The organism is Arthrobacter sp. MMS24-S77 (assembly GCF_054888235.1).
On the sequence record NZ_JBTZRN010000001.1, the window covers coordinates 3,740,541 to 3,759,665 of the forward strand.

18 protein-coding genes are annotated in these 19,125 nt (G+C 63.5%); 12 read left to right on the forward strand and 6 right to left on the reverse strand.

The genetic code is table 11. The features are described from left to right. The first annotated feature begins 103 nt into the window (after positions 1-103). From ACX5I4_RS17160 to ACX5I4_RS17185, 6 genes are all read left to right on the forward strand, one after another. Positions 104-1,159, forward strand: coding sequence for an LCP family protein (locus tag ACX5I4_RS17160; protein ID WP_461837699.1), 1,056 nt, complete (start codon positions 104-106; stop codon positions 1,157-1,159). Positions 1,160-1,362: 203 nt separating this feature from the next. Further along, entirely contained in the window at positions 1,363-1,983 is a 621-nt protein-coding gene (locus ACX5I4_RS17165) for a TasA family protein (protein ID WP_461837700.1), read from the forward strand. Positions 1,984-2,068: 85 nt separating this feature from the next. Further along, positions 2,069-3,076: a signal peptidase I gene (locus tag ACX5I4_RS17170; protein ID WP_461837701.1), complete on the forward strand. Its 1,008-nt coding sequence runs from the start codon at positions 2,069-2,071 to the stop codon at positions 3,074-3,076. A gap of 2 nt (positions 3,077-3,078) precedes the next feature. After that, positions 3,079-3,513, forward strand: a complete 435-nt coding sequence (locus tag ACX5I4_RS17175) for a hypothetical protein (RefSeq protein WP_461837702.1) — start codon at positions 3,079-3,081, stop codon at positions 3,511-3,513. A 56-nt stretch (positions 3,514-3,569) separates the two neighbouring features. Next, a complete protein-coding gene (locus tag ACX5I4_RS17180; protein WP_461837703.1) occupies positions 3,570-5,786 on the forward strand; it encodes a S9 family peptidase in 2,217 nt (738 codons plus the stop codon). A 71-nt stretch (positions 5,787-5,857) separates the two neighbouring features. Beyond that, complete coding sequence (locus tag ACX5I4_RS17185) at positions 5,858-7,489, forward strand: ATP-binding protein (RefSeq protein WP_461837704.1); 1,632 nt, start codon at positions 5,858-5,860, stop codon at positions 7,487-7,489. Between the two features lie 174 nt (positions 7,490-7,663). On the opposite strand, the gene ACX5I4_RS17190 is transcribed toward ACX5I4_RS17185, so the two are convergent. The 3 genes from ACX5I4_RS17190 to ACX5I4_RS17200 all read right to left on the reverse strand — a co-directional run bounded on the left by ACX5I4_RS17190 (position 7,664) and on the right by ACX5I4_RS17200 (position 9,403). Beyond that, the gene (locus ACX5I4_RS17190; RefSeq protein WP_461837705.1) at positions 7,664-7,840 is read right to left on the reverse strand and encodes a hypothetical protein; all 177 of its coding nucleotides are present in this window, start codon (positions 7,838-7,840) and stop codon (positions 7,664-7,666) included. Between the two features lie 83 nt (positions 7,841-7,923). Beyond that, positions 7,924-8,781 carry a response regulator transcription factor gene (locus tag ACX5I4_RS17195; protein ID WP_461837706.1) on the reverse strand — a complete coding sequence of 286 codons (858 nt, stop codon included), beginning with the start codon at positions 8,779-8,781 and terminating at the stop codon, positions 7,924-7,926. Positions 8,782-8,848: 67 nt separating this feature from the next. Then, positions 8,849-9,403 (reverse strand): GNAT family N-acetyltransferase, encoded by a 555-nt coding sequence (locus tag ACX5I4_RS17200; protein WP_461837707.1) that lies wholly within the window; start codon positions 9,401-9,403, stop codon positions 8,849-8,851. A gap of 116 nt (positions 9,404-9,519) precedes the next feature. Here ACX5I4_RS17200 and ACX5I4_RS17205 point away from each other — a divergent pair, with 116 nt between their 5' ends. Genes ACX5I4_RS17205 through ACX5I4_RS17215 form a run of 3 tightly spaced genes read left to right on the forward strand, consistent with a single transcriptional unit; the run spans position 9,520 to position 12,021 of the window. Next, positions 9,520-10,017: a hotdog fold thioesterase gene (locus ACX5I4_RS17205; RefSeq protein WP_461837708.1), complete on the forward strand. Its 498-nt coding sequence runs from the start codon at positions 9,520-9,522 to the stop codon at positions 10,015-10,017. A 7-nt stretch (positions 10,018-10,024) separates the two neighbouring features. Continuing rightward, entirely contained in the window at positions 10,025-11,365 is a 1,341-nt protein-coding gene (gene paaK / locus ACX5I4_RS17210; RefSeq protein ID WP_461837709.1) for a phenylacetate--CoA ligase PaaK, read from the forward strand. A 53-nt stretch (positions 11,366-11,418) separates the two neighbouring features. Beyond that, positions 11,419-12,021, forward strand: a complete 603-nt coding sequence (locus ACX5I4_RS17215; RefSeq protein ID WP_461837710.1) for a TetR/AcrR family transcriptional regulator — start codon at positions 11,419-11,421, stop codon at positions 12,019-12,021. Between the two features lie 213 nt (positions 12,022-12,234). On the opposite strand, the gene ACX5I4_RS17220 is transcribed toward ACX5I4_RS17215, so the two are convergent. Then, the gene (locus ACX5I4_RS17220; RefSeq protein ID WP_461837711.1) at positions 12,235-12,642 is read right to left on the reverse strand and encodes a VOC family protein; all 408 of its coding nucleotides are present in this window, start codon (positions 12,640-12,642) and stop codon (positions 12,235-12,237) included. 210 nt (positions 12,643-12,852) lie between these two features. Between ACX5I4_RS17220 and ACX5I4_RS17225 the strand changes: the two genes are divergently transcribed. After that, positions 12,853-13,173 (forward strand): GYD domain-containing protein, encoded by a 321-nt coding sequence (locus ACX5I4_RS17225; protein ID WP_284753769.1) that lies wholly within the window; start codon positions 12,853-12,855, stop codon positions 13,171-13,173. 228 nt (positions 13,174-13,401) lie between these two features. Here ACX5I4_RS17225 and paaZ read toward each other — a convergent pair whose 3' ends face one another. Together paaZ and ACX5I4_RS17235 are read right to left on the reverse strand one after the other, a co-directional pair. Continuing rightward, complete coding sequence (paaZ, locus tag ACX5I4_RS17230; RefSeq protein WP_461837712.1) at positions 13,402-15,504, reverse strand: phenylacetic acid degradation bifunctional protein PaaZ; 2,103 nt, start codon at positions 15,502-15,504, stop codon at positions 13,402-13,404. Positions 15,505-15,745: 241 nt separating this feature from the next. Beyond that, positions 15,746-16,471, reverse strand: a complete 726-nt coding sequence (locus tag ACX5I4_RS17235; RefSeq protein ID WP_461837713.1) for a tyrosine-protein phosphatase — start codon at positions 16,469-16,471, stop codon at positions 15,746-15,748. A 232-nt stretch (positions 16,472-16,703) separates the two neighbouring features. Between ACX5I4_RS17235 and ACX5I4_RS17240 the strand changes: the two genes are divergently transcribed. Together ACX5I4_RS17240 and ACX5I4_RS17245 are read left to right on the forward strand one after the other, a co-directional pair. Beyond that, positions 16,704-17,726, forward strand: a complete 1,023-nt coding sequence (locus ACX5I4_RS17240; protein WP_461837714.1) for a LacI family DNA-binding transcriptional regulator — start codon at positions 16,704-16,706, stop codon at positions 17,724-17,726. Between the two features lie 165 nt (positions 17,727-17,891). After that, on the forward strand, positions 17,892-19,124 hold the full coding sequence (locus ACX5I4_RS17245; RefSeq protein ID WP_461837715.1) for a sugar ABC transporter substrate-binding protein: 1,233 nt from the start codon (positions 17,892-17,894) through the stop codon (positions 19,122-19,124). The last annotated feature ends 1 nt before the right edge of the window (position 19,125 follow it).

Sequence of the window (19,125 nt, forward strand, 5' to 3'; positions counted from 1 at the left end):
TTATTTTGTCGAGACACCGCAGCTGCGCGTAGGCACCCTTTTGTGGCCAAATTGAGGCTTTGCAGTGCGCGTTTTTAACTCACCTGAGTGATACGTTCCGGTCATGGACAGACGACGGCGACTGTGGCTCGCGGCGGGACTGGCGGTCCTGCTGGCGCTCGTGGTCGTCGTGGCCGCGATCGTCGCCGGGAACGGCAGGACTTCGTCCGGACCGTCGCCCTCAGCCACTCCCTCGAGCAGCTCCGCGCGCGCAACCGCCACCCCCACCCCTTCAGCGACCAAGTCCCCCGCACCAGCTCCTGCGGTACCGCCTCCGCCGACCATCCCTGAACTGCCCGCAACGCCCATGAACATCCTGGTGATTGGCAGCGACAGCCGTGCGAATGCCAGGGAACAAAACAATCAGACAATCACAACCGGCCAGTCATCAGACCAACGCTCGGATTGCCTGATGCTGATCCACGTACCGGCGGACCGGCACACGATCTACGGCATTTCGATCATGCGCGATAACTGGGTGGACATCCCGGGCTATGGTGCCTCCAAAATCAACGCCAGCCTTGAGGTGGGAGGCATCCCTCTGGTGGTCCGGACCGTCGAATCATTGTTGGGCACGCACATAGACCACACCGTCATGCTGGACTTCCAAGGCTTCAAGACCCTCACGGATGGCCTCGGCGGGATCGACGTCAATGTCACGCTGCCGTTCACCGCCAGCTTTGAGACGCATCACGTCTTCCCCGCCGGAGTCAACCATTTGGACGGGCAAGCGGCCCTGGAGTTCGTCCGCGAGCGCTACTCATTCGTGGACGGAGACTACCAGCGCGTCCGCAACCAGCAAACGTTCCTCCGGGCGCTCCTGTCCAAGCTCAGGGGCGGAATCCAAACTCCCACGGGTGTCCTCGGCCTGGTCAACTTCGCGGCCAATTACCTCACCGTGGATCAGGGATTTGACCCTGCCTCCGTCGCTATCCTGGCCTACGGGCTCCGCACGGTGGATCCCGGCGCCGCCGTCTTCTTCACCCTGCCCACGGCAGGGACCGGCACCTCCCCGGACGGGCAATCGATCGTACTTCCCGATTACGCGGGAATCGGAGAAGTGGCCGCCGCGCTGCGGGACGGCACGCTGCCGGAGTACGCCGCCGCGCACGGTTACTGAGCTACTCGCTTCCACTACTCGGAAAGTACAAACACTCGCTTCCCACCACTCGAAAACTACTTGATCGAATATTTAACCAATCTTGAACAAAAGCTTGAGGGATCCTTGCAGCTTCCTAAAAGTCCTGCCGGAAAGTAGAGGTCATCGGGCAGCAACGTCCGTGAAATCCCGGTCCAACGGGCTTCAAGGAAACGGAAATCATCATGGGTCTCAACCTGAAAACCACAACCGGTAAAGTCATTGCTTCCCTGGCTCTGGTCGGCACAGCTGCCGGCGTGGCAGGACTGGGAACCTACGGCGCCTTCACCTCCAGCACCTCCGCCAGCGCCGCCGTCGCCTCCGGCACCGTGAACATCGCACTCGGCGCATCCGGCACCGCGAACCGACTCAGCGTCGCCGCTTCGGGTATGGTCCCCGGTGACACCGTCCAGCGCGCAGTCACCCTGAGCAACGCCGCCGGAAACCAGGCACTGTCAGCGATCACCCTCACCACCTCGGCCCTGCCGACCTCCAAGCTGGACACCGACACCGCCATGGGCCTTCAGCTGGTGGTGGACAACTGCTCCGTCCCCTGGACCGAAGCCGGCACCTCCCCCGCTTACACGTACACCTGCTCCGGCACCACCACCTCGGTGCTGGCTACGCACCCCGTCATCGGATCAAACCTCTCCCTGAGCAACCTCACCTCGGTTGCCGCCGGCCAGACCGATAACCTGCGGGTCACGCTGACCCTGCCGGCAACGGCGGACAACACCCTCCAGGGTCAGAGCAGCACCATCGCCTTCAACTTCACTGGCACCCAGCGGACCGCAACCAACAAGTAGCCCGCACCCCTAGCCAGCCCTCCGCCGTCGAGCCCCCCATGCAAAACGACGGCGGAGGGCCTTCCACAGGAACGGAGACCCAGCCATGACCGCATCCCTGGTCCGCCGCACGCGGCGGGTCTCCCGGACAACTACGACGACGGCGACACCCACCACGACGGCGACGCCGGGCACCGAAGGCACGGGAAAGACTCGCGGCATGGGGACGAAGATTGCCCAGTCTTTCGTGCGGCTCATCGCCACCACAGTGATGGTTGCGGCCGTCGCGGCGTTCCTGTTCCTCGCCGTCGGGCCCCGCGTCCTTGGCTACCAAACCAGCACGATGCTGACCGGCTCCATGTCCCCGCTGATCAATCCGGGCGACGTGGTGGTCACGGTTCCCGTCCCGGTCCAAGACCTGAAGGTCGGGGACATCATCACCTACCACATTCCGGTGGACGACCAGCGGGTCGAGACACACCGGATCATTGACCTCGCCGTCAATAGCCAAGGCACCGCGACCGTTCGCACCAAAGGCGACGCCAACAACGGCGCCGACCCCTGGACTGCAACCTTGGCAGCAGGCCACGTTGACCGTCAGGTGTTCACCGTTCCGTACATCGGCAACGCGATCCGTGCCTTCCGGGATCCCCTGGTCTTGAACATCCTGATGTACGGCGCTCCGGCCGCCCTGGTGGTCATGCTCCTGGCCTCCATTTGGCGGAAAAAGCCGGAAGGCGGCGACACCGCGGAAGCCAGCGCCGCGGAACGCCGCCTTCCGGCCTTGGACCGTCGCCCTCTCAAGCGCCTCGCAAGGGAGATGAACAGCAAGGAGGCCGCCAGGAAGTTCGCGGCCACGTACACCAGGCTGCTTCCCCAGCGAGTGGACAAGATCAGCCAGGCCCTGAGCACGGGCGACAGCGAGCTGGCCATGGACGCGGTCCTCAGCCTGAAAACCAGCTCCTCGATGGTCGGGGCGCTCCGGATGGAACAGCACTGCGTCCGCCTGGAACACGCCCTGGTCATGACCGATCACAGCGCTGCGGTTGAAGCCAGCGAAAAAGTACGGCAGCACCAGCCGCAGCTGGAAAAAGCACTGATAGAAAGCCGCTGACCTTGCGTAGAAGCCGCAGCACCGCCGACGCCACGCAGACGCCTGCGTTCGGGCGCGTCGCCGCGGTTCTCGCTGCGGCCGCGGTATTGGTCTTCGCTCCCGGCATCGCACAAGCTGCATTCACGGGGACGGCCACCGGCTCAACGAGCGTCGGGACCATGTCGCTGCCCGCACCGACCGGCGCCAGTGTGACGGCCACCTGCGTAGCACGCAGCCTCAGCATCATTGTGGTGAGCTACGGCACGGTCCCGCGGGCCACCGGCTACGATTTCACGGTGTCGAATCCGGGCGGTGGCAACATGAAGACAACCGCCGGAACATTCACCAAACCGAATGCAACACAGGGCACGTGGACGTACCAAATCCACGGGCTGTACACGGTATCTCCAGGCAATGTGTGGACGGGTCAGCCCTTCCAAGGAACAGTGGTGTGCTGAGAGAACGGCCGCTCTGAGCGAAATCAGTGGTCGCGTGTCAGTGGCCCTCTATAGAGTTGCCCCATGAGCCAGCCTGCCACGCCTCCAGTTCCCCCGTCGCCAAGAAGGTGCCCTCCACCCGCGAGCACCACGGCGATGTTTTCGTGGACAACTACGAATGGCTACGGGACAAGGAGTCCTCCGAGGTCGTCGAGCACCTGAAGGCTGAAAACGCCTACCAGGAGGCCGTCACCGCACACCAGGAACCCCTGCGCGAAGCCATCTTCCAGGAAATCAAGGGCCGCACCCAGGAGACGGACCTCTCGGTCCCCAGCCGCAAGGACAACTGGTGGTACTACACCCGCTCCGTTGAGGGCAAGGAGTACGGCATCCACTGCCGTTTCCGGGCAGCGCACTCTGGCGATGCGGTAGCCGACTGGACCCCGCCGGCGGTGGAACCCGGCGTCGAGCTCCAAGGCGAAGAAGTCCTGCTGGACGGCAACGCCGAAGCGGAAGGCAAGCCGTTCTTCTCCATTGGCGGCACTGCCGTGACGGTGGACGGCAATCTCTATGCCTACGCCGTGGACAACTCCGGCGAGGAACGATTCACCCTTCGCATCAAGGACCTGAGGACGGGCGAACTGCTGCCCGACGTCATCGAGAACATCTTCTACGGCGTCGCCTTCTCCCCCGACGGCACCCGGATCTTCTACACCGTGGTGGACGACGCCTGGCGCCCCTATCAAGTGAAGGCGCACGTCCTGGGAACGCCCGTCAGCGAGGACGAGGTCATCTACCAAGAGGACGACGTCGCCATGTGGCTCGGATTCGAGCTCTCCTCTGACCGCCGCTACCTCGTGCTGAGCATCGGCTGCTCGGAATTCAGCGAAACGCGCCTGCTGCGCTTTGACGACTACGAGGCCGGCCTATCCACCGTGATTTCCCGCGACGAACGCATCCTTTACGAGGCCGAGCCGTTCCTTCTGGATGGTGCTGATGGTCAAAAAGCGGAGACCATCCTCCTGACCCACAACAAGGACGCCATCAACTCGATGGTTTCCATCGCGGACCCGGCCGAGTTCACCAAGCCGCTGGCCGAGCAGCACTGGCGCACCGTCGTCGAGCATTCCGACGCTGTTCGCGTCAACGGTGCCGGCGTCACCTCGACGCATCTGGTGGTTGCGGTTCGGCAGGACACCATCGAACGCGTGCAGGTGCTCCCCCTTGCTGGACTGGGAACCGCGACGCAAGGCGCCGCCGTGGAACCCGCCTTCGACGAAGAGCTGTACACGGCCGGGGTGGCGGGTTCGGACTACGAAGCCCCGGTGATCCGCATCGGCTACACGTCCTTCTTCACGCCGTCGAGGGTATACGACTTCGTGCTGCCCACCGCCGCGCTTCCGCAAGGCGAGCTGCTGCTGCGAAAGGAAAGCCCGGTGCTGGGCGGGTACACCGCGTCAGACTACGTGGCCACGCGGGAATGGGCGACGGCGGCAGACGGCACGCGCGTGCCGCTATCCGTGCTCCGGCACGCCTCCGTTTCGCAGGATTCAACCGGTGCGGGCCTGGTCTACGGCTATGGCTCGTACGAGGTCAGCATGGATCCGGGCTTCGGGGTGGCTCGTTTGTCCCTCCTGGACCGCGGAATCGTCATGGTGATCGCCCACATCCGCGGCGGTGGCGAACTCGGCAGGCACTGGTACGACGACGGCAAGAAGCTCAATAAGAAGAACACCTTCACGGACTTCATTGCAGCAACTGACTGGCTGGCATCCTCCGGTTGGGTGGCACCGGACCGGATCGCGGCCATGGGTGGCTCTGCAGGCGGACTGCTGATGGGCGCCGTGGCCAACCTGGCGCCGGAGAAGTACGCCGCGATCGTGGCCGCCGTGCCGTTCGTGGATGCCCTGAACACCATCCTGGATCCGGAACTTCCGCTCTCCGCGCTCGAGTGGGAGGAATGGGGCAACCCCATCACCGATCCCGAGGTGTACCAGTACATGAAGTCCTACACCCCGTACGAGAACATCCGTGCCGTCTCCTATCCGAAAATTGCCGCAGTGACGTCCTTCAACGACACCCGCGTGTTCTACGTGGAGCCCGCCAAATGGGTCCAGGTACTGCGTTCCGAGACCACCGGCTCGGCGCCGATCGTGATGAAGATCGAGATGGAGGGTGGACACGGCGGCGCTTCCGGGCGCTACGTGCAGTGGCGCGAGCGCGCTTGGGACTATGCCTTCGTGGCGGATTCACTGGGGGCAGTTGACCTGCTGCCGGGGGCTGGGCTCAAGTAAGGTTCTCCCTAGTGAGCTAACCTTCCCGGTGGGGGGCCGAACCGGACAGTAGGAGTGCAGTGGAGAGTCCCGTGACGAACGATGCATCGGCGCCAAACCGTGCCTTGGTGGCCGACCCTGACCCTGTGCGTCTCGAAGCGACGGTTGCGGCCCTCACCTCTGCGGGGTTCACGGTTCGTTCAGCGTCCGACGCCGGCTCTCTTGCGGCCGCGCTGGAAAGCGGGCCGAGCGACGTGGTGGTCTTGGACAACGAGCTCCGCGAGTTCCTTCCCAGGAACGGCGCCCCTGTTCTGCTCATGCTGGATCCTGAGGACAAGCTGGATGTTGCTGCCCTGGAAGCATGGAGAATTGCGGATTTTGTCTACAAGGGCCAAGCTCCGGACATTCGGGCATACAGGGCCCTGGTCCTCATCGCCCGGGCCGCCGAACGGATGCGTCGCCGCGCCGAAGCCGAGTCCCTTCGGGAGAGCCTGCGGAAGGTGTCCGCCGCGATCCGCTCAACCATTGATCCGGGACGGATTGCCCGGCACCTGGTGGATGGAATCGGCGAGGCCCTTGGCGCGGAACACGTCTGGTTCACCACATTCCCGGACGCACGCGTGCCGCAAGTCAGTGCCGAATGGAACGCCCCCGGACTGGAACCAGGAATCCTGCCTCCCGAACTAGCCGACGAAATCGGCACGTTCGAACTCGCGGAGCGCCTGTGGGCCGAAGCGGACGTGCAGCCGCTGCCGAAGGGAACCCGGCCGGGGCACCCCGGTGGTGCGGGCCGGGACGGTGGTGCGGGTTCGCCGTCGGCCTCTGTTGTGGTGCCTGTAGGCGAGGGAGATCTCGTCCTGGGGGTCATCTGGATCGCGCGGCCGGACACGGCGCAGGAATGGACCCGAGCTGAAATCGGCCTGATTCAGCACGTTTCGGGGAACTTGGCGTACGGGCTGATGCAGAGCCATTTGATTGGCGCGCAGCAACAGGTCATGTACAAGCTCCAGGAACTCGACCAGGCCAAGACCGACTTCCTCACCACGGTGAACCACGAGCTTCGAACCCCGCTGACGTCCATCACGGCCTACCTGGACATGATCCGCAGCGGCGCCGGCGGACCGATTCCTGCCGGTGTGACGCGGATGGTCGACGTCATTTCACGAAATGCCGAGCGCCTCCGCCGCCTGATCGAGGACATGCTCACCGTCTCGCACCAGGACACTTCAGGCGATCTCCGATTGAGCCGCGTCAACCTGGGCACCCTGCTCAGGCTCGTCGTCTCAACGTTGCAGCCCCTCGCGGACTCCCGTTCACTATCCCTCACCGTGGAGCATGCCCCGGGGACAGTAACCGTCCAGGCCGACGAGGCAAAGCTCGAGCAGGTTTTCGCCAACATCATCAGCAACGCCATCAAGTTCACCCCCGACGGCGGCCACGTCGCCGTGAGCAGTGGGATCGCCTCCGATCCGGGGACCGTTCCCAGCGTGGTGGTACGTGTGGAAGACACCGGCGTCGGGATCCCCGAAACAGAAATCGACCAGGTATTTACGCGGTTCTTCCGCGCCTCCAACGCCTCCACTGCGGCCATTCCCGGCAGCGGGCTCGGCCTGGCGATAGCCCACGACATTGTGGAGCGTCATTCGGGCCAGCTCGATATCGAGTCCGGCCTCGGTGTAGGAACCACGGTCTCGGTCCGGCTTCCGCTGGATACCGGGAGCTAAAAAGAACACCGCCCCCGGGCCGTGGCCCCGAGGCGGTGCTGGAACTGTCTCGTCCGTCCGCCCAAGTAGCTGACAGTAGATGCCGTTATGAGGCGTCTAAACGACATCTAGTGCGTGGGCCCACGCCGCCAGGGTTCCCTGGCCGAGCGTGCGAGGCGAGGGTGGCGGTGGGGATCAGTTGGGCCACCAACCGACCTGCGTGTAGTTCACCGGGTCAGTTACCACAGGGACGCTGATAACCGTGGTGATTGTGGTGTCGTGCGTGGTCTTCGGCGCTGCATTGGCAGGAGTAACAAATCCGCCAACAGCCAGCAGGCCCGTCATGAGAAGTGTTGCGGCGAATTTTTTCATGCACTGCTCCTTTGAGCCGTTGGAAATCCGAAGGGGACCTTTCCAGCGTAAGGAGCCTTGTTAAAGGTTTCCTTAAGATCGGGTCAGTTTTCCGTAGTCTTTGCGGCCAGACGGTATCCAACGCCACGCACAGTCTCCACCCAACGCGGCGACTGTGCGGAATCACCCAGCTTTCGCCGCAGATTGGCGATGTGAACCTGGATGGCGCGCTCTTCGGACTCGCTGACATAGGCCCCGGTTTCGTACTCCTTGGCATGTAGCCAGCGGGCCAGCCCTGAGGTACTTCGGACTACGCGGCCCGCCTCCATGAGTGCCTGGAGCAGGTCGAACTCGGTCCGGGTCAATTGAACTTCTTCGGCATCGACCCGTGTTGTCCGGGTGGCCACGTCCAAGTAGAGGCCGTTGTGTTCCAGCCCAGTTCGGTCCGACTCCGGTTGACTGGTTGATTCATGCGACTCGCGGTGCGCCGCTGCTGTTGACGAGTTCGACGCCGGAGCCGGCGGGCCGCCGTCGGCTGGCGTCAGCTCCGCCGTCGTGATTCCTGCGGAAGTGCCGCCCGATAGCTTGCTGCCGCGCGGCCGTCGAAGGAGCGTCTCAACCCGAGCCAGGAGCTCCCGGGCGCGGAAGGGCTTGGTGACGAAGTCATCAGCGCCGGCTGCCAGCCCTTGCAGCGTGTCCACCTCGCGTGCGCGGGCGGTAAGCATGATGATGTAGGCGTCACTGAACTCCCGGACGCGGCGGGTGACCTCGATCCCGTCAATGTCGGGCAAACCGAGGTCCAAGGTAATCACGTCCGGGTTGTGAAGGCGGACCGCATCTACGCCATCAACACCGTTTCCGGCAGCGTAAACCTCCAGGCCCGAGGCTTCGAGGACGGCGTGGACAACTTCCCGGATGTCGTCGTCATCCTCGATTACTACAGCTACTCCAGCTGCGCTCACTTCACGCCCCCGATTTCCCACGTTCAGCCCACGGTAACACCAGCTAAGTCTGGTATCTCCACCTATGCTACTTGCGGGCGCGCCACTCCGAATCGAGCATGGCGTAGATGACTTCGGTGGACCATTGGCCCTTGTAGTGCCAGTTGTCCACAAGGGCTGCTTCGCGACGCATGCCGAGCCGCTCGCACAAACCTGACGAGGAAGTGTTCAGGGCGTCGAGCTTGGCGTCGATCCTGTGGAACATGAGGGTCTCGAAGCCCAGGCGGAGCACAGCCTCGGCTGCCTCCACCGCGTAGCCCTGGCCTCGGCTTTCCGGAGCCAGGATCCAACCGATTTCGGCCTGCCCCGTGCCCGGCAGCCATTTGAGCACCACTTCGCCGAGCAGCCCCGGCGAGTCCGCGCGTTCTATCGCGAGGCACACCCAGTCGCCTTCTTGCTCGAAGGTGAAATTGGCGTAGCGGCCCAACGCCTCCATGGACTGAGTGAGGGTCAATTCCTGCCTGAGAAGGAATCGCGCAGTCTCCGGCAAGGACTGGTACGCGTGGAATCGCTCCAGATCGGTGGCCTCGAAACGGCGTAGCACAAGCCTCGGCGTCCGGATGGGAAGTTCGATGAGCGGCATGCCTCGAGGCTACTACGTCGGGAGAAACGTCCCGCCGAGCGGTCGCCTCTTGACAGTTCAAGAAATCTGGGATTACCTAATGAACATTCGGTAAATAAAGCTGGAGGCAATGACGCATGGTTGAGACCACCCTTTCTGGCGCAGCGCAGCACCAGATCCTCAAGAACGACCCCGCCTCGGAGTGGATGGGCCTCAAGGTGCTCAAGATCGACGACGGCCACGCCACCGTCCGGATGACGCTCCGCCAGGAAATGCTCAACGGCTTCGGAATGGCCCACGGCGGAATGATCTTCGCCTTCGCCGATTCAGCGTTTGCCCTCGCCTGCAACCCGGCCGTCCTATCGCCGTCGGACGCTGACAACATCACGGTCGCCGCCGGCGTCGACATCAACTTCCTCAAGCCGGCCTATCAAGGCCAAGTGATCACCGCCGTCGCGAACCGCCGCGCACACAGCGGCCGCAGCGGCCTGTACGACATCCAGATCTTCGCGATCGACGCAGCGGAACTGGCCGCCTCCGCGTTGCCCAAGGACGCGTCCCCCGAGGATCCGGGCAGCTACGGCGAGCTCATCGCCGAGTTCCGTGGCCGCAGCCGCACCATTTCCAAGAAGTAGGAACACCATGACTCAGAACACCGTCGCCGCTCCTGACGCACCCGTGCTGGACCGCGAAGAAACCATCTCCCGCGACGAGCTCGAGGCCCTGCAGCTCAGCCGCCTCCAGCACACCGTGGCGTACGCCTACGATCGCGTCCCGCTGTACAAGCGCAAGTTCGACGACGCCGGCGTCCACCCCACGGACCTCCGCGAACTGTCAGATCTCGGCAAGTTCCCATACACCACCAAGGAAGACCTCCGCCAGGAATACCCCTTCGGCATGTTCGCCGTCCCGCAGAACGAAGTAGCCCGCGTCCACGCGAGCTCCGGCACCACAGGCCGGCCGACCGTCGTCGGGTACACCAAAAACGACCTCGCCACCTGGGCCACGCTCGTGGCACGCTCGCTCCGCGCCTCCGGAGTCCGTCCGGGGATGAAGGTCCACAACGCCTACGGCTACGGCCTGTTCACCGGCGGCCTGGGCGCCCATGCTGGGGCCGAAGCGTTGGGCTGCACCGTCATTCCGATGTCCGGCGGCCAGACCGAACGCCAGATCCAGCTGATCCAGGACTTCAAGCCGGACGCGATCCTGGCAACGCCCACCTACTTGCTGACCATCGCCGACGCCATGGCACACATGGGCGTCGACCCGGCGTCGACTTCGCTCAAGTACGCGGTGCTCGGCGCCGAACCGTGGACCGAGGAAATGCGCCACGAGCTCGAAACCACCATGAACATCAAGGCCTGCGACATCTACGGGCTCTCCGAGGTCATGGGCCCGGGCGTCGCCGGCGAGGCCGTGGAGACCCAGGACGGGTGCCACATCTGGGAGGACCACTTCCGCCCGGAGATCATCGATCCATCCGACCCCTCCCGCGGAGAAGGCTCGGTGCTGGCCGACGGCGAGTCCGGCGAACTCGTTTTTACCTCGCTCACCAAGGAAGCCCTGCCGATCATCCGGTACCGCACCAAGGACCTCACACGCCTGTTGCCGGGCACCGCCCGCCCCGCGCACCGCCGCATGGGCCGCATCACCGGCCGCAGCGACGACATGATCATCCTGCGCGGCGTGAACCTCTTCCCCTCGCAGATCGAGGAAATCGCCCTTCGCATCCCCGAGCTCAGCCCCCACTTCCAACTCGAACTCACCCGCCCCGAAGGCAAGCGCATGGATTCGATGACAGTTAAGATTGAGCGCCGCGAGAACGTTTCCGTCGAGGCGGGCACGACGGCGGCACACGCCTTGCGCGAACAGATCAAGATCCACGTGGGTTCTTCGTGCGTGGTGGACGTCGTGGATCCTGGTTCTCTTGAGCGCTCCAACGGCAAGCTGCGCCGCGTCTACGACATGCGACCCAAGAGGTAACCTGGCCGGGCGCGTGCACGAATCAACCGACCGTTCATGAGAAAATGGCCAGCATGCCTAGTGAAACGGTAACCAAGCGGGGACGCCCCGGATACGACCAGCAATCAGTGCTGCTCATCGCCGTCGACGTCTTCAACCGCCACGGTTACGACGCCACGTCCATGGGCATTCTGGCCGAAAACCTCGGGATCTCAAAGTCGGCGATTTACCACCATGTGCCGTCCAAGGGCGACCTCCTGAAGCTCGCCCTGGAGCACGCCTTGGGTGGGCTCGAGGCCATCCTGGAACAGCCCGAGGCTGTTACCGGGGCAGCCGACGCACGCCTGGAATTCGTGCTGCGGCAGACCATCGCCGTGCTGGTGGAGCGGCTGCCGTTCGTCACGCTGCTCCTGCGGCTCCGCGGCAACACGGAGATCGAGCGCAATGCCCTGGAACGGCGTCGTGCTTTCGACCACAAGGTGGCTGCGCTGATCTCGGCCGCCCGCGAAGAAGGCACGCTGCGCCAGGACATCGATCCCCGCACCGTGACCCGGCTGCTGTTCGGCACCATCAACTCGATCGTGGAGTGGTACAAACCGGGCGGATCGCTCTCTCCGCAGCGCCTCGCCGACGACGTCATCACCATGGCCTTCGACGGCCTGCACGCCTCGGCGTAGGCTCGTTCCTCCCCCTTCCCGACGCCCGCTCACATATACGGCACTTTCGATCGACGCCCGCTCACATATACAGCACTTTCGACCGACGCCCGCTCACATATATGGCACTTTCGATCGACGCCCGCTCACATATACGGCCAATTGACAGAACGCTCTCTCACTAAAGAAGTGAGAGAGCGTTCTGCGCAGTGTTCGTGAGTGTTTTTCAGTAGGTCACAGCTGGTATTCGGCCTGGATACCCAGGCCTTCATGGACGCAGAGGATGTTGCTTTCCGTGTCCATGAACCAGGCGCAACGATCGGCGTCGGTAGTACAAATGTGGTGTTCGGTCTTGAGATCGGGGAGGTCATAGTCCCGGAATTCGACGCCGCTCGCCTCCATTTCGTCGACTGTCCGCTCGATGTCACTGACTTCAAAGGAAAGGGCAGTGTGCGACGAGTGCATGCCGTCCTTGATGGGCATCAACTGCAGCATGGGGCCGCCTTCGATGCCAAACAAATCATTCCCATCCCACGTCATGCCGCGATGAGGAAGGCCGAGTTTCTCTGCGTAAAAGCTGCGGGCTCGGGCTATGTCATCGACGGGCAAGACGGTTGTGGCTGTCCTGAGTGCTAGGTTCATTTCGCCACCTCCTACGCAAAAAATCTTACGCCGGACGGCATCGGAAAGACCTTCTGGCCGAGCGTCCGCCTAGACCGTTGTCAGGGCGACAGCCTCGGCCTACTATGTGCACAGCCCCCTCGCAGGGGAACAACTCCGGGACCTTCCCTCAACGGGTGATGGGAGCACCTTAGGAGGCCCGAGTCCTGGACATCACGGGACGGGAAGACAATGACCAAATATCTATTCGAAGCAAACTACGTAGGCGACGGAATCAAGGGGCTGTTGCGCGAGGGCGGCACCAAGCGCCGCGATGCTGTGGTCGATGCACTCAAATCCGTAGACGGATCGCTCGAGAGTTTCTACTACGCTTTCGGGGAGACCGACGTCGTCGGGGTCTTCGAAATTCCGGACGCGGCTAGCGCCGCCGCCCTCTCACTCATGATCAATGCGACAGGCGCTGTGCGCCTGCATTTGAAGCCGCTCATGACGGTGGAGGATCTCGACGAAGCTGCCAAGAAGACCCCGACATACCGCGCCCCCGGGCAATAGAACCAACCAGCTGGCCAAGGGGATTCCCTCCAGCACAGACACGGAACGCTCCCCATTGATGGGGAGCGTTCCGTGTATGCAGTACATAGGTGAGCGAGCGTCCGCAGGAAACCCGACATAAGTGAGCGAGCGTCCGCAGGAAACCCGACATAAGTGAGCGAGCGTCCGCAGGAAACCCGACATAAGTGAGCGAGCGTCCGGCCAAACACCCACATAAGTGAGCGAGCGTTACTTCTCCACCAGGGTCAGGACGTCGTAGGTGGCTACGATTTCGTCGTTCTGGTTGGTCAGAACGGCGTCCCAAGCCACTTCGCCGTATTCGTCGGTCTCGCGCGGGGTGATCTTCTTGGCGGTCAGGGTGACTCGGATCGAATCCCCGGCGGCCACGGGAGTGATGAAGCGCAGGTTCTCCAAGCCGTAGTTGGCCAGGACGGGGCCCGGAGCGGGTTCAACGAACAGTCCCGCGGCCCAGCTGAGCAGCAGATACCCGTGCGCCACGATTCCCGGAAAGAACGGGTTGGCTTCGGCCGCTTCCTGGTTGGTGTGGGCGTAGAAGGTGTCGCCGGTGGAGTTGGCGAAGGCGGTGATGTCGTCCAGGGTGACCTGCCGCAGTTCGGACCGCACGGCGTCGCCGATCCGCAGAGTCGCAAGCGACTTCCGGAACGGGTGCGTTCCTTCCGTGTCCACCGTGAAGTTGCGCTCCGCGCCAGTGTGCCAGACGCCGGTCACGGCAGTGAGCATGTTCGGCGAACCCTGGATGGCGGTGCGCTGCATGTGGTGCATGACAGAGCGGATGCCACCGAGTTCCTCGCCACCACCGGCGCGGCCCGGTCCGCCGTGGACCAGGTGCGGCACGGGCGAACCATGCCCGGTTGACGACCGGGCGTCCTCGCGGTTGAGCATCAGGACGCGGCCGTGGTGCGCCGCGATTCCGGTCACCAATTCGCGGGCAACGGCAGGGTCATTCGTGCATACGGAGGCCACCAGGGAGCCGCCACCGCGGGCGGCGAGGCGGACGGCGTCGTCGAGGTCCGAGTACCCGATCACGGACGAAACCGGACCGAAGGCCTCAAGCGAGTGGACAGCTTCCGAGTCCACGTCAGCCCAGCTCAGGACGACCGGCGACATGAACGCGCCGCCCTCCACGACACCAACGGTGCCGTCTAGCGAGGTGACCGACGGCGAATCGAGCGTCCCGTACGCGAGCTCACCACCGGCGTCGAGCATTGACTGCACTGCGGCGCGAACGTCGGCGAGCTGCTCGAGGGACGCAAGTGCGCCCATCGTGACGCCCTCTGCGCGGGGGTCGCCGACGACGACGCGCTCATCCACGCGCGCGCCGATGGCGGAGACGACGTCGGACACCAGGGCCTGGGGCACGATGGTGCGGCGGATCGAGGTGCACTTCTGCCCGGCTTTGACCGTCATTTCGGTGACGACCGACTTGATGAAGGCGTCGAATTCGGGGGTGCCGGGCACGGCGTCGGGCCCGAGGATTGCCGCGTTGAGCGAGTCGGTTTCGGAGGTGAAGCGGACGCCGCCCTGCACCACGTTGATGTGGGACTTCAGCGAGTTGGCGGTGGAGGCGGAGCCGGTGAAGGCGAGAAGGTCCCGGTAGTCGAGGTGGTCCAGGAGGTTCCGGGCGGATCCCGAGATGAGCTGGAGCGAGCCTTCCGGCAGGATGCCCGACTCGACGATTGCCTTGACCACGACGGCGGCCACGTAACCGGTGGGGGTGGCCGGCTTGACGATTGTGGGGACGCCGGCGATGAACGCGGGCGCGAACTTCTCGAGCATGCCCCACACGGGGAAATTGAAGGCGTTGATCTGCGCCGCGACGCCCGGGATGCGGGTGTAGATGTGCTCGCCGGCGAATGAACCGTCCCTGGACAGGACTTCCATGGGGCCGTCCACCACAACCTGCGAGTTCGGCAGTTCGCGGCGGCCCTTGGAACCGAAGGTGAAGAGCACGCCGATGCCGCCGTCGATGTCCACCATCGAGTCGATCTTGGTGGCGCCGGTCTTGAAGGACGAAGTGTAGAACTCCTCGCGGCGGCCGTTCAGGTACTGGGCCAGTTCCTTGAGCTTGAGGGCGCGCTGATGGAAGGTGAGCTTGCCGAGTTCGCGCTGGCCCACCGTGCGGCCATAGTTCACGACGCTTGCAAGGTCCAGTCCGTCGGAGTTGACTGTTGCGAGGATCTCGCCGGTACTGGCGTCGCGGACGGGCACGCCCGCGGAGGCGTCGGCGCTGGGTGTCCACCACTCGCCCAGGACGAAACTGGGCACGGTTTCAACAGCTGTGGCTTCCGGAGCGACTGCGGTACTGGTCATCGTCGACGGGTCCTTCCAAGGCACGGGCACGAAATGGACTGAACGGCCGCAAATTACTGACCGGCCGTTCGGTAATATCCCCAGAATACATGAGAGCCTCGGTCTGCACACTAGATGCCCGCCGGGACTGCGTCCTTCCTGACCCTGTTTGCTGTGATTTGGTGCCGGGATTACGCGGCTTGCCGTGTCGCAAGCGCTTTCCGAAATCAAAGAAGGTCACGACGGCGCGTGGCCACCTCCGTTAGTCCGCCCGGCTCCCGAGCTTGGTACGGACGGCGGCGATTTCGGTCTCGGAGACACTGTTCGCCGCCAGGAAAGCAGCGGTGTCCAGGGAGTGAGCGAACTCCAGCAGACTTTCACCGCGGGACGCCAGCATCGCTTCAAGCGCGTCTTTTTCCAGATAGGCGTCGTGGGCATGAGGAGCGCGATGGTAGCGGTGGCGCTCATTGATTCCGCGCATACCCTGCTGGTAACCGCGGACGATTTCCTCGTCGCTGATCCCGGCGAGGTTCTGCAGCATCACAGCGATGACTCCACTACGGTCCCGCCCGGCCGCGCAATGCACCACCACCCCGCCCCGAGCTGCGGCGATGGCTTTGAAGACCGCGGCGATGTTGTCCGAGAAGAGCCGCAGATAGTCGGCGTAGTGCGCCGGATCTTTCAGGTAAGGGCCGAAGATTGCAGTGAAATCTTCGTTTGCCGGGTCCTCGGTGGGGCAATGGACGATGTCGAAGCGCGCGGTCGCCTCCTCGGAAACCACAGGATCGACTTCCCTGGGCTGCTGCTCGCGCGAGGTCCGCAAGTCGATCACAGTGCGGATGCCGGCGTCGTACATTTGCCGCCAGCCAGCTTCGGTGAGCCATTCCCGCCGGCCCATCCGGTAGACGCTTCCGGCGATGCGCCAAGCGTTCACCGCACCGTCCCAATGGACGTCCGACTCCGTGGAAGTGGTTGTGATCCCATCCATACGGGACAGCTAACCACACTTGCGGTCGGCATATGTGAGCGAGGGTCGACAAGAATACCGCCATACGTGAGCGGGGATCGACAAGAAGGCCGGCATACGTGAGCGGGGGTTGGGCCTTGCGCCCCATTCGTGACTTATGTCATACTTTTTCTCGATACGCATCGACGATACGTATCGACAATGCAGAACCAGGCATCGGACCAAACACTGCACCCGGCAAGGAGGCCTGGAAGTGCCAACCAGCAAGGATGTCGCCCTGGCGGCGGGGGTAGCCCAAAGCACCGTTTCCTATGTGCTCAGCGGTAAGCGGCCCATTTCCGAGAAGACCCGGAAAAAGGTCGAAGCCGCCATTGACCAGCTGACGTACCAGCCCAACGCTGGCGCCCGTGCCCTAGCTAGCCGCAAAACCCGGGTCATCGGCCTGGTCATCCCATTCATTCCGGAACTCCACATGGCATCGATCATGGAGTTCGTGTCGGTCATCGCCAGCACGGCCCGGCAATACGACCACGACATCCTTTTGGTCACCGAGGACGAAGGCGCCGCAGGGCTACAGCGCGTCGTTGGCCAACAGATCTGCGACGGGCTGATCCTCATGCAGGTGGAAGGTGAAGACGAACGCCTCCCGGTAGCCCGCAAGCTCAAAGTCCCGGTGGTGCTGATCGGTATCCCCCGCGATCCATCCGGGCTGGTCTGCATCGACGCGGACTTCGAAATGGCCGGCGAGCAATGCGTGCGGGATCTCGCGGCCGCCGGCCATTCCGTGGTCACGGTGATCGACTGGCAACAGGAGGTGGTGGACCGGCATGTGAACTACGTTGACCGTTTCATGCGCGGCACTGATGTTGCAGCCACCGAGTTGGGCGTCAAAGTCTTGCACCTCCCCGGCGGAACAGACCGGGAAATCCTTGCGGACTCGGTGGACAAGGGATTGGCCCAGACCACCGGCGTACCCGCCTTCATTGCGCCCGACGGCACGGTCCAGGACGTCCTCCGCCGCATCCTGAACAACCGCGGCCTGACACCTGGCGTTGACGTTTCCGTGATCGGCAGCGCATCCCCCACCCTTGCCGAGCTCCAGCCCATTCCGCTTTCCACCATCGATCTGCGCCCGGGAGAAGTATCCCGCCGCGCCGTGAAAATCATGTGCCAACTCCTCGAAGCCGACTCCCAGGGACCACACGAATCCCTGGAGTTGGTACCCACAGTCATCACGCACCGTTCCAGCACGCTCCGTCCACCCCTCGGCGCCTAAACAGACCCCTTCTCACCACAGACCCCGTCTCACCACAGGCCCCTTCCCCGGCACCTGCTCCACCTTTCGTTTCAGCCGCTTTCGTTTCTGCATCGTCGATACGCATCGATAATTCGATTCCCACCACAACGCACCATTCCCTTCCCACCAACAAAGGAACAGACAATGAAGTCAGCTATCAGGACACGCCGCCCGCTCGCCCTGGCAGTAGCAGCACTGGTCGGCCTCCCGCTCGCCATATCTGGCTGCGGCACCACCTCCACCTCTTCCACGGAAGCCGTGAAGGAAATCTCCGTCATGGACTACTACAACAACGAGCCGGACAAGTCGTTCATCGGCGACGCGCTAACCGCCTGCGGCACCAAGGCCGGCGTCACGATCAAGCGCGAAACCGTGCCGGGCAAATCGTTGATTTCCAAAGTGCTCCAGCAGTCCTCGTCCAAGACGCTTCCGGATGTGCTGATGCTCGACAATCCGGACCTGCAGCAGATCGCCGCCACGGGAGCCTTGGCACCCTTGAACGACTTCAACATCAGCACCTCCGATTTCGCGCCCGGAGTGCTGAGCGCCGGCACCTACAAGGACAAGGTGTACGGCTTGGCTCCTACCGTGAACACGATCGCTCTCTTCTACAACAAGGACATCCTGGCCAAAGCCGGCGTTACACCGCCCACCACCTGGGATGAGCTGAAGGCTGCCGCCACCAAGCTCACCTCGGGTGAGCAGTATGGCCTCGCGTTCAACGCCAATCCCACCTATGAGGGCACGTGGCAGTTCCTTCCGGTCATGTGGTCCAACGGCGGCAACGAGAAGAACATCGACACCCCGGAGACAGCCCAGGCCCTGCAGCTCTGGACCGACTTGGTCAAGGACGGATCCGTGTCCTCCTCCGCCTTGAACTGGACCCAGGCAGACGTCAAGGACCAGTTCATGGCCGGCAAGGCAGCCATGATGGTCAACGGCCCCTGGCAGATTCCGGCGCTCGACAAGAAGACGACGCTGCAGTACGGCGTCGTAAAGATCCCGGTCCGCGACGCCAGCCAGACGGCCGTCGCCCCGCTTGGCGGCGAGGTGTGGACGGTTCCGCAGACTGGGAGCAAGGCCCGCCAGGCCAAGGCCGCGGAAGTAGTGGCTTGCATGAACAGCGACGAGAACCAGCTCGCCATGGCCAAGGTCCGCAACACCATCCCGTCCAAGACCACGCTGGCCGCGAAGTTCGCCACCGACAACCCCAAGCTCGCCACCTTCACCGATCTCATCAAGACCGCGCGCGCCCGCACCGGCCAGCTAGGTGAGGGCTGGCCGGCACAAGCCACCAAGATCTACACCGCCATCCAGACTGCGCTGACAGGCAAGGCCTCCCCTGCCGACGCCCTGAAGCAAGCCCAAGGCCAGTAAG

What these genes read in the sequence shown, in the direction of transcription:
- ACX5I4_RS17160 (WP_461837699.1), top strand. Translation starts at nt 104, where the DNA reads ATGGACAGACGACGGCGACTGTGGCTCGCGGCGGGACTGGCGGTCCTG.
- ACX5I4_RS17165 (WP_461837700.1), top strand. Translation starts at nt 1,363, where the DNA reads ATGGGTCTCAACCTGAAAACCACAACCGGTAAAGTCATTGCTTCCCTG.
- ACX5I4_RS17170 (WP_461837701.1), top strand. Translation starts at nt 2,069, where the DNA reads ATGACCGCATCCCTGGTCCGCCGCACGCGGCGGGTCTCCCGGACAACT.
- ACX5I4_RS17190 (WP_461837705.1), bottom strand. Translation starts at nt 7,840, where the DNA reads ATGAAAAAATTCGCCGCAACACTTCTCATGACGGGCCTGCTGGCTGTT.
- ACX5I4_RS17200 (WP_461837707.1), bottom strand. Translation starts at nt 9,403, where the DNA reads ATGCCGCTCATCGAACTTCCCATCCGGACGCCGAGGCTTGTGCTACGC.
- ACX5I4_RS17205 (WP_461837708.1), top strand. Translation starts at nt 9,520, where the DNA reads ATGGTTGAGACCACCCTTTCTGGCGCAGCGCAGCACCAGATCCTCAAG.
- paaK (WP_461837709.1), top strand. Translation starts at nt 10,025, where the DNA reads ATGACTCAGAACACCGTCGCCGCTCCTGACGCACCCGTGCTGGACCGC.
- ACX5I4_RS17215 (WP_461837710.1), top strand. Translation starts at nt 11,419, where the DNA reads ATGCCTAGTGAAACGGTAACCAAGCGGGGACGCCCCGGATACGACCAG.
- ACX5I4_RS17220 (WP_461837711.1), bottom strand. Translation starts at nt 12,642, where the DNA reads ATGAACCTAGCACTCAGGACAGCCACAACCGTCTTGCCCGTCGATGAC.
- ACX5I4_RS17225 (WP_284753769.1), top strand. Translation starts at nt 12,853, where the DNA reads ATGACCAAATATCTATTCGAAGCAAACTACGTAGGCGACGGAATCAAG.
- paaZ (WP_461837712.1), bottom strand. Translation starts at nt 15,504, where the DNA reads ATGACCAGTACCGCAGTCGCTCCGGAAGCCACAGCTGTTGAAACCGTG.
- ACX5I4_RS17235 (WP_461837713.1), bottom strand. Translation starts at nt 16,471, where the DNA reads ATGGATGGGATCACAACCACTTCCACGGAGTCGGACGTCCATTGGGAC.
- ACX5I4_RS17245 (WP_461837715.1), top strand. Translation starts at nt 17,892, where the DNA reads ATGAAGTCAGCTATCAGGACACGCCGCCCGCTCGCCCTGGCAGTAGCA.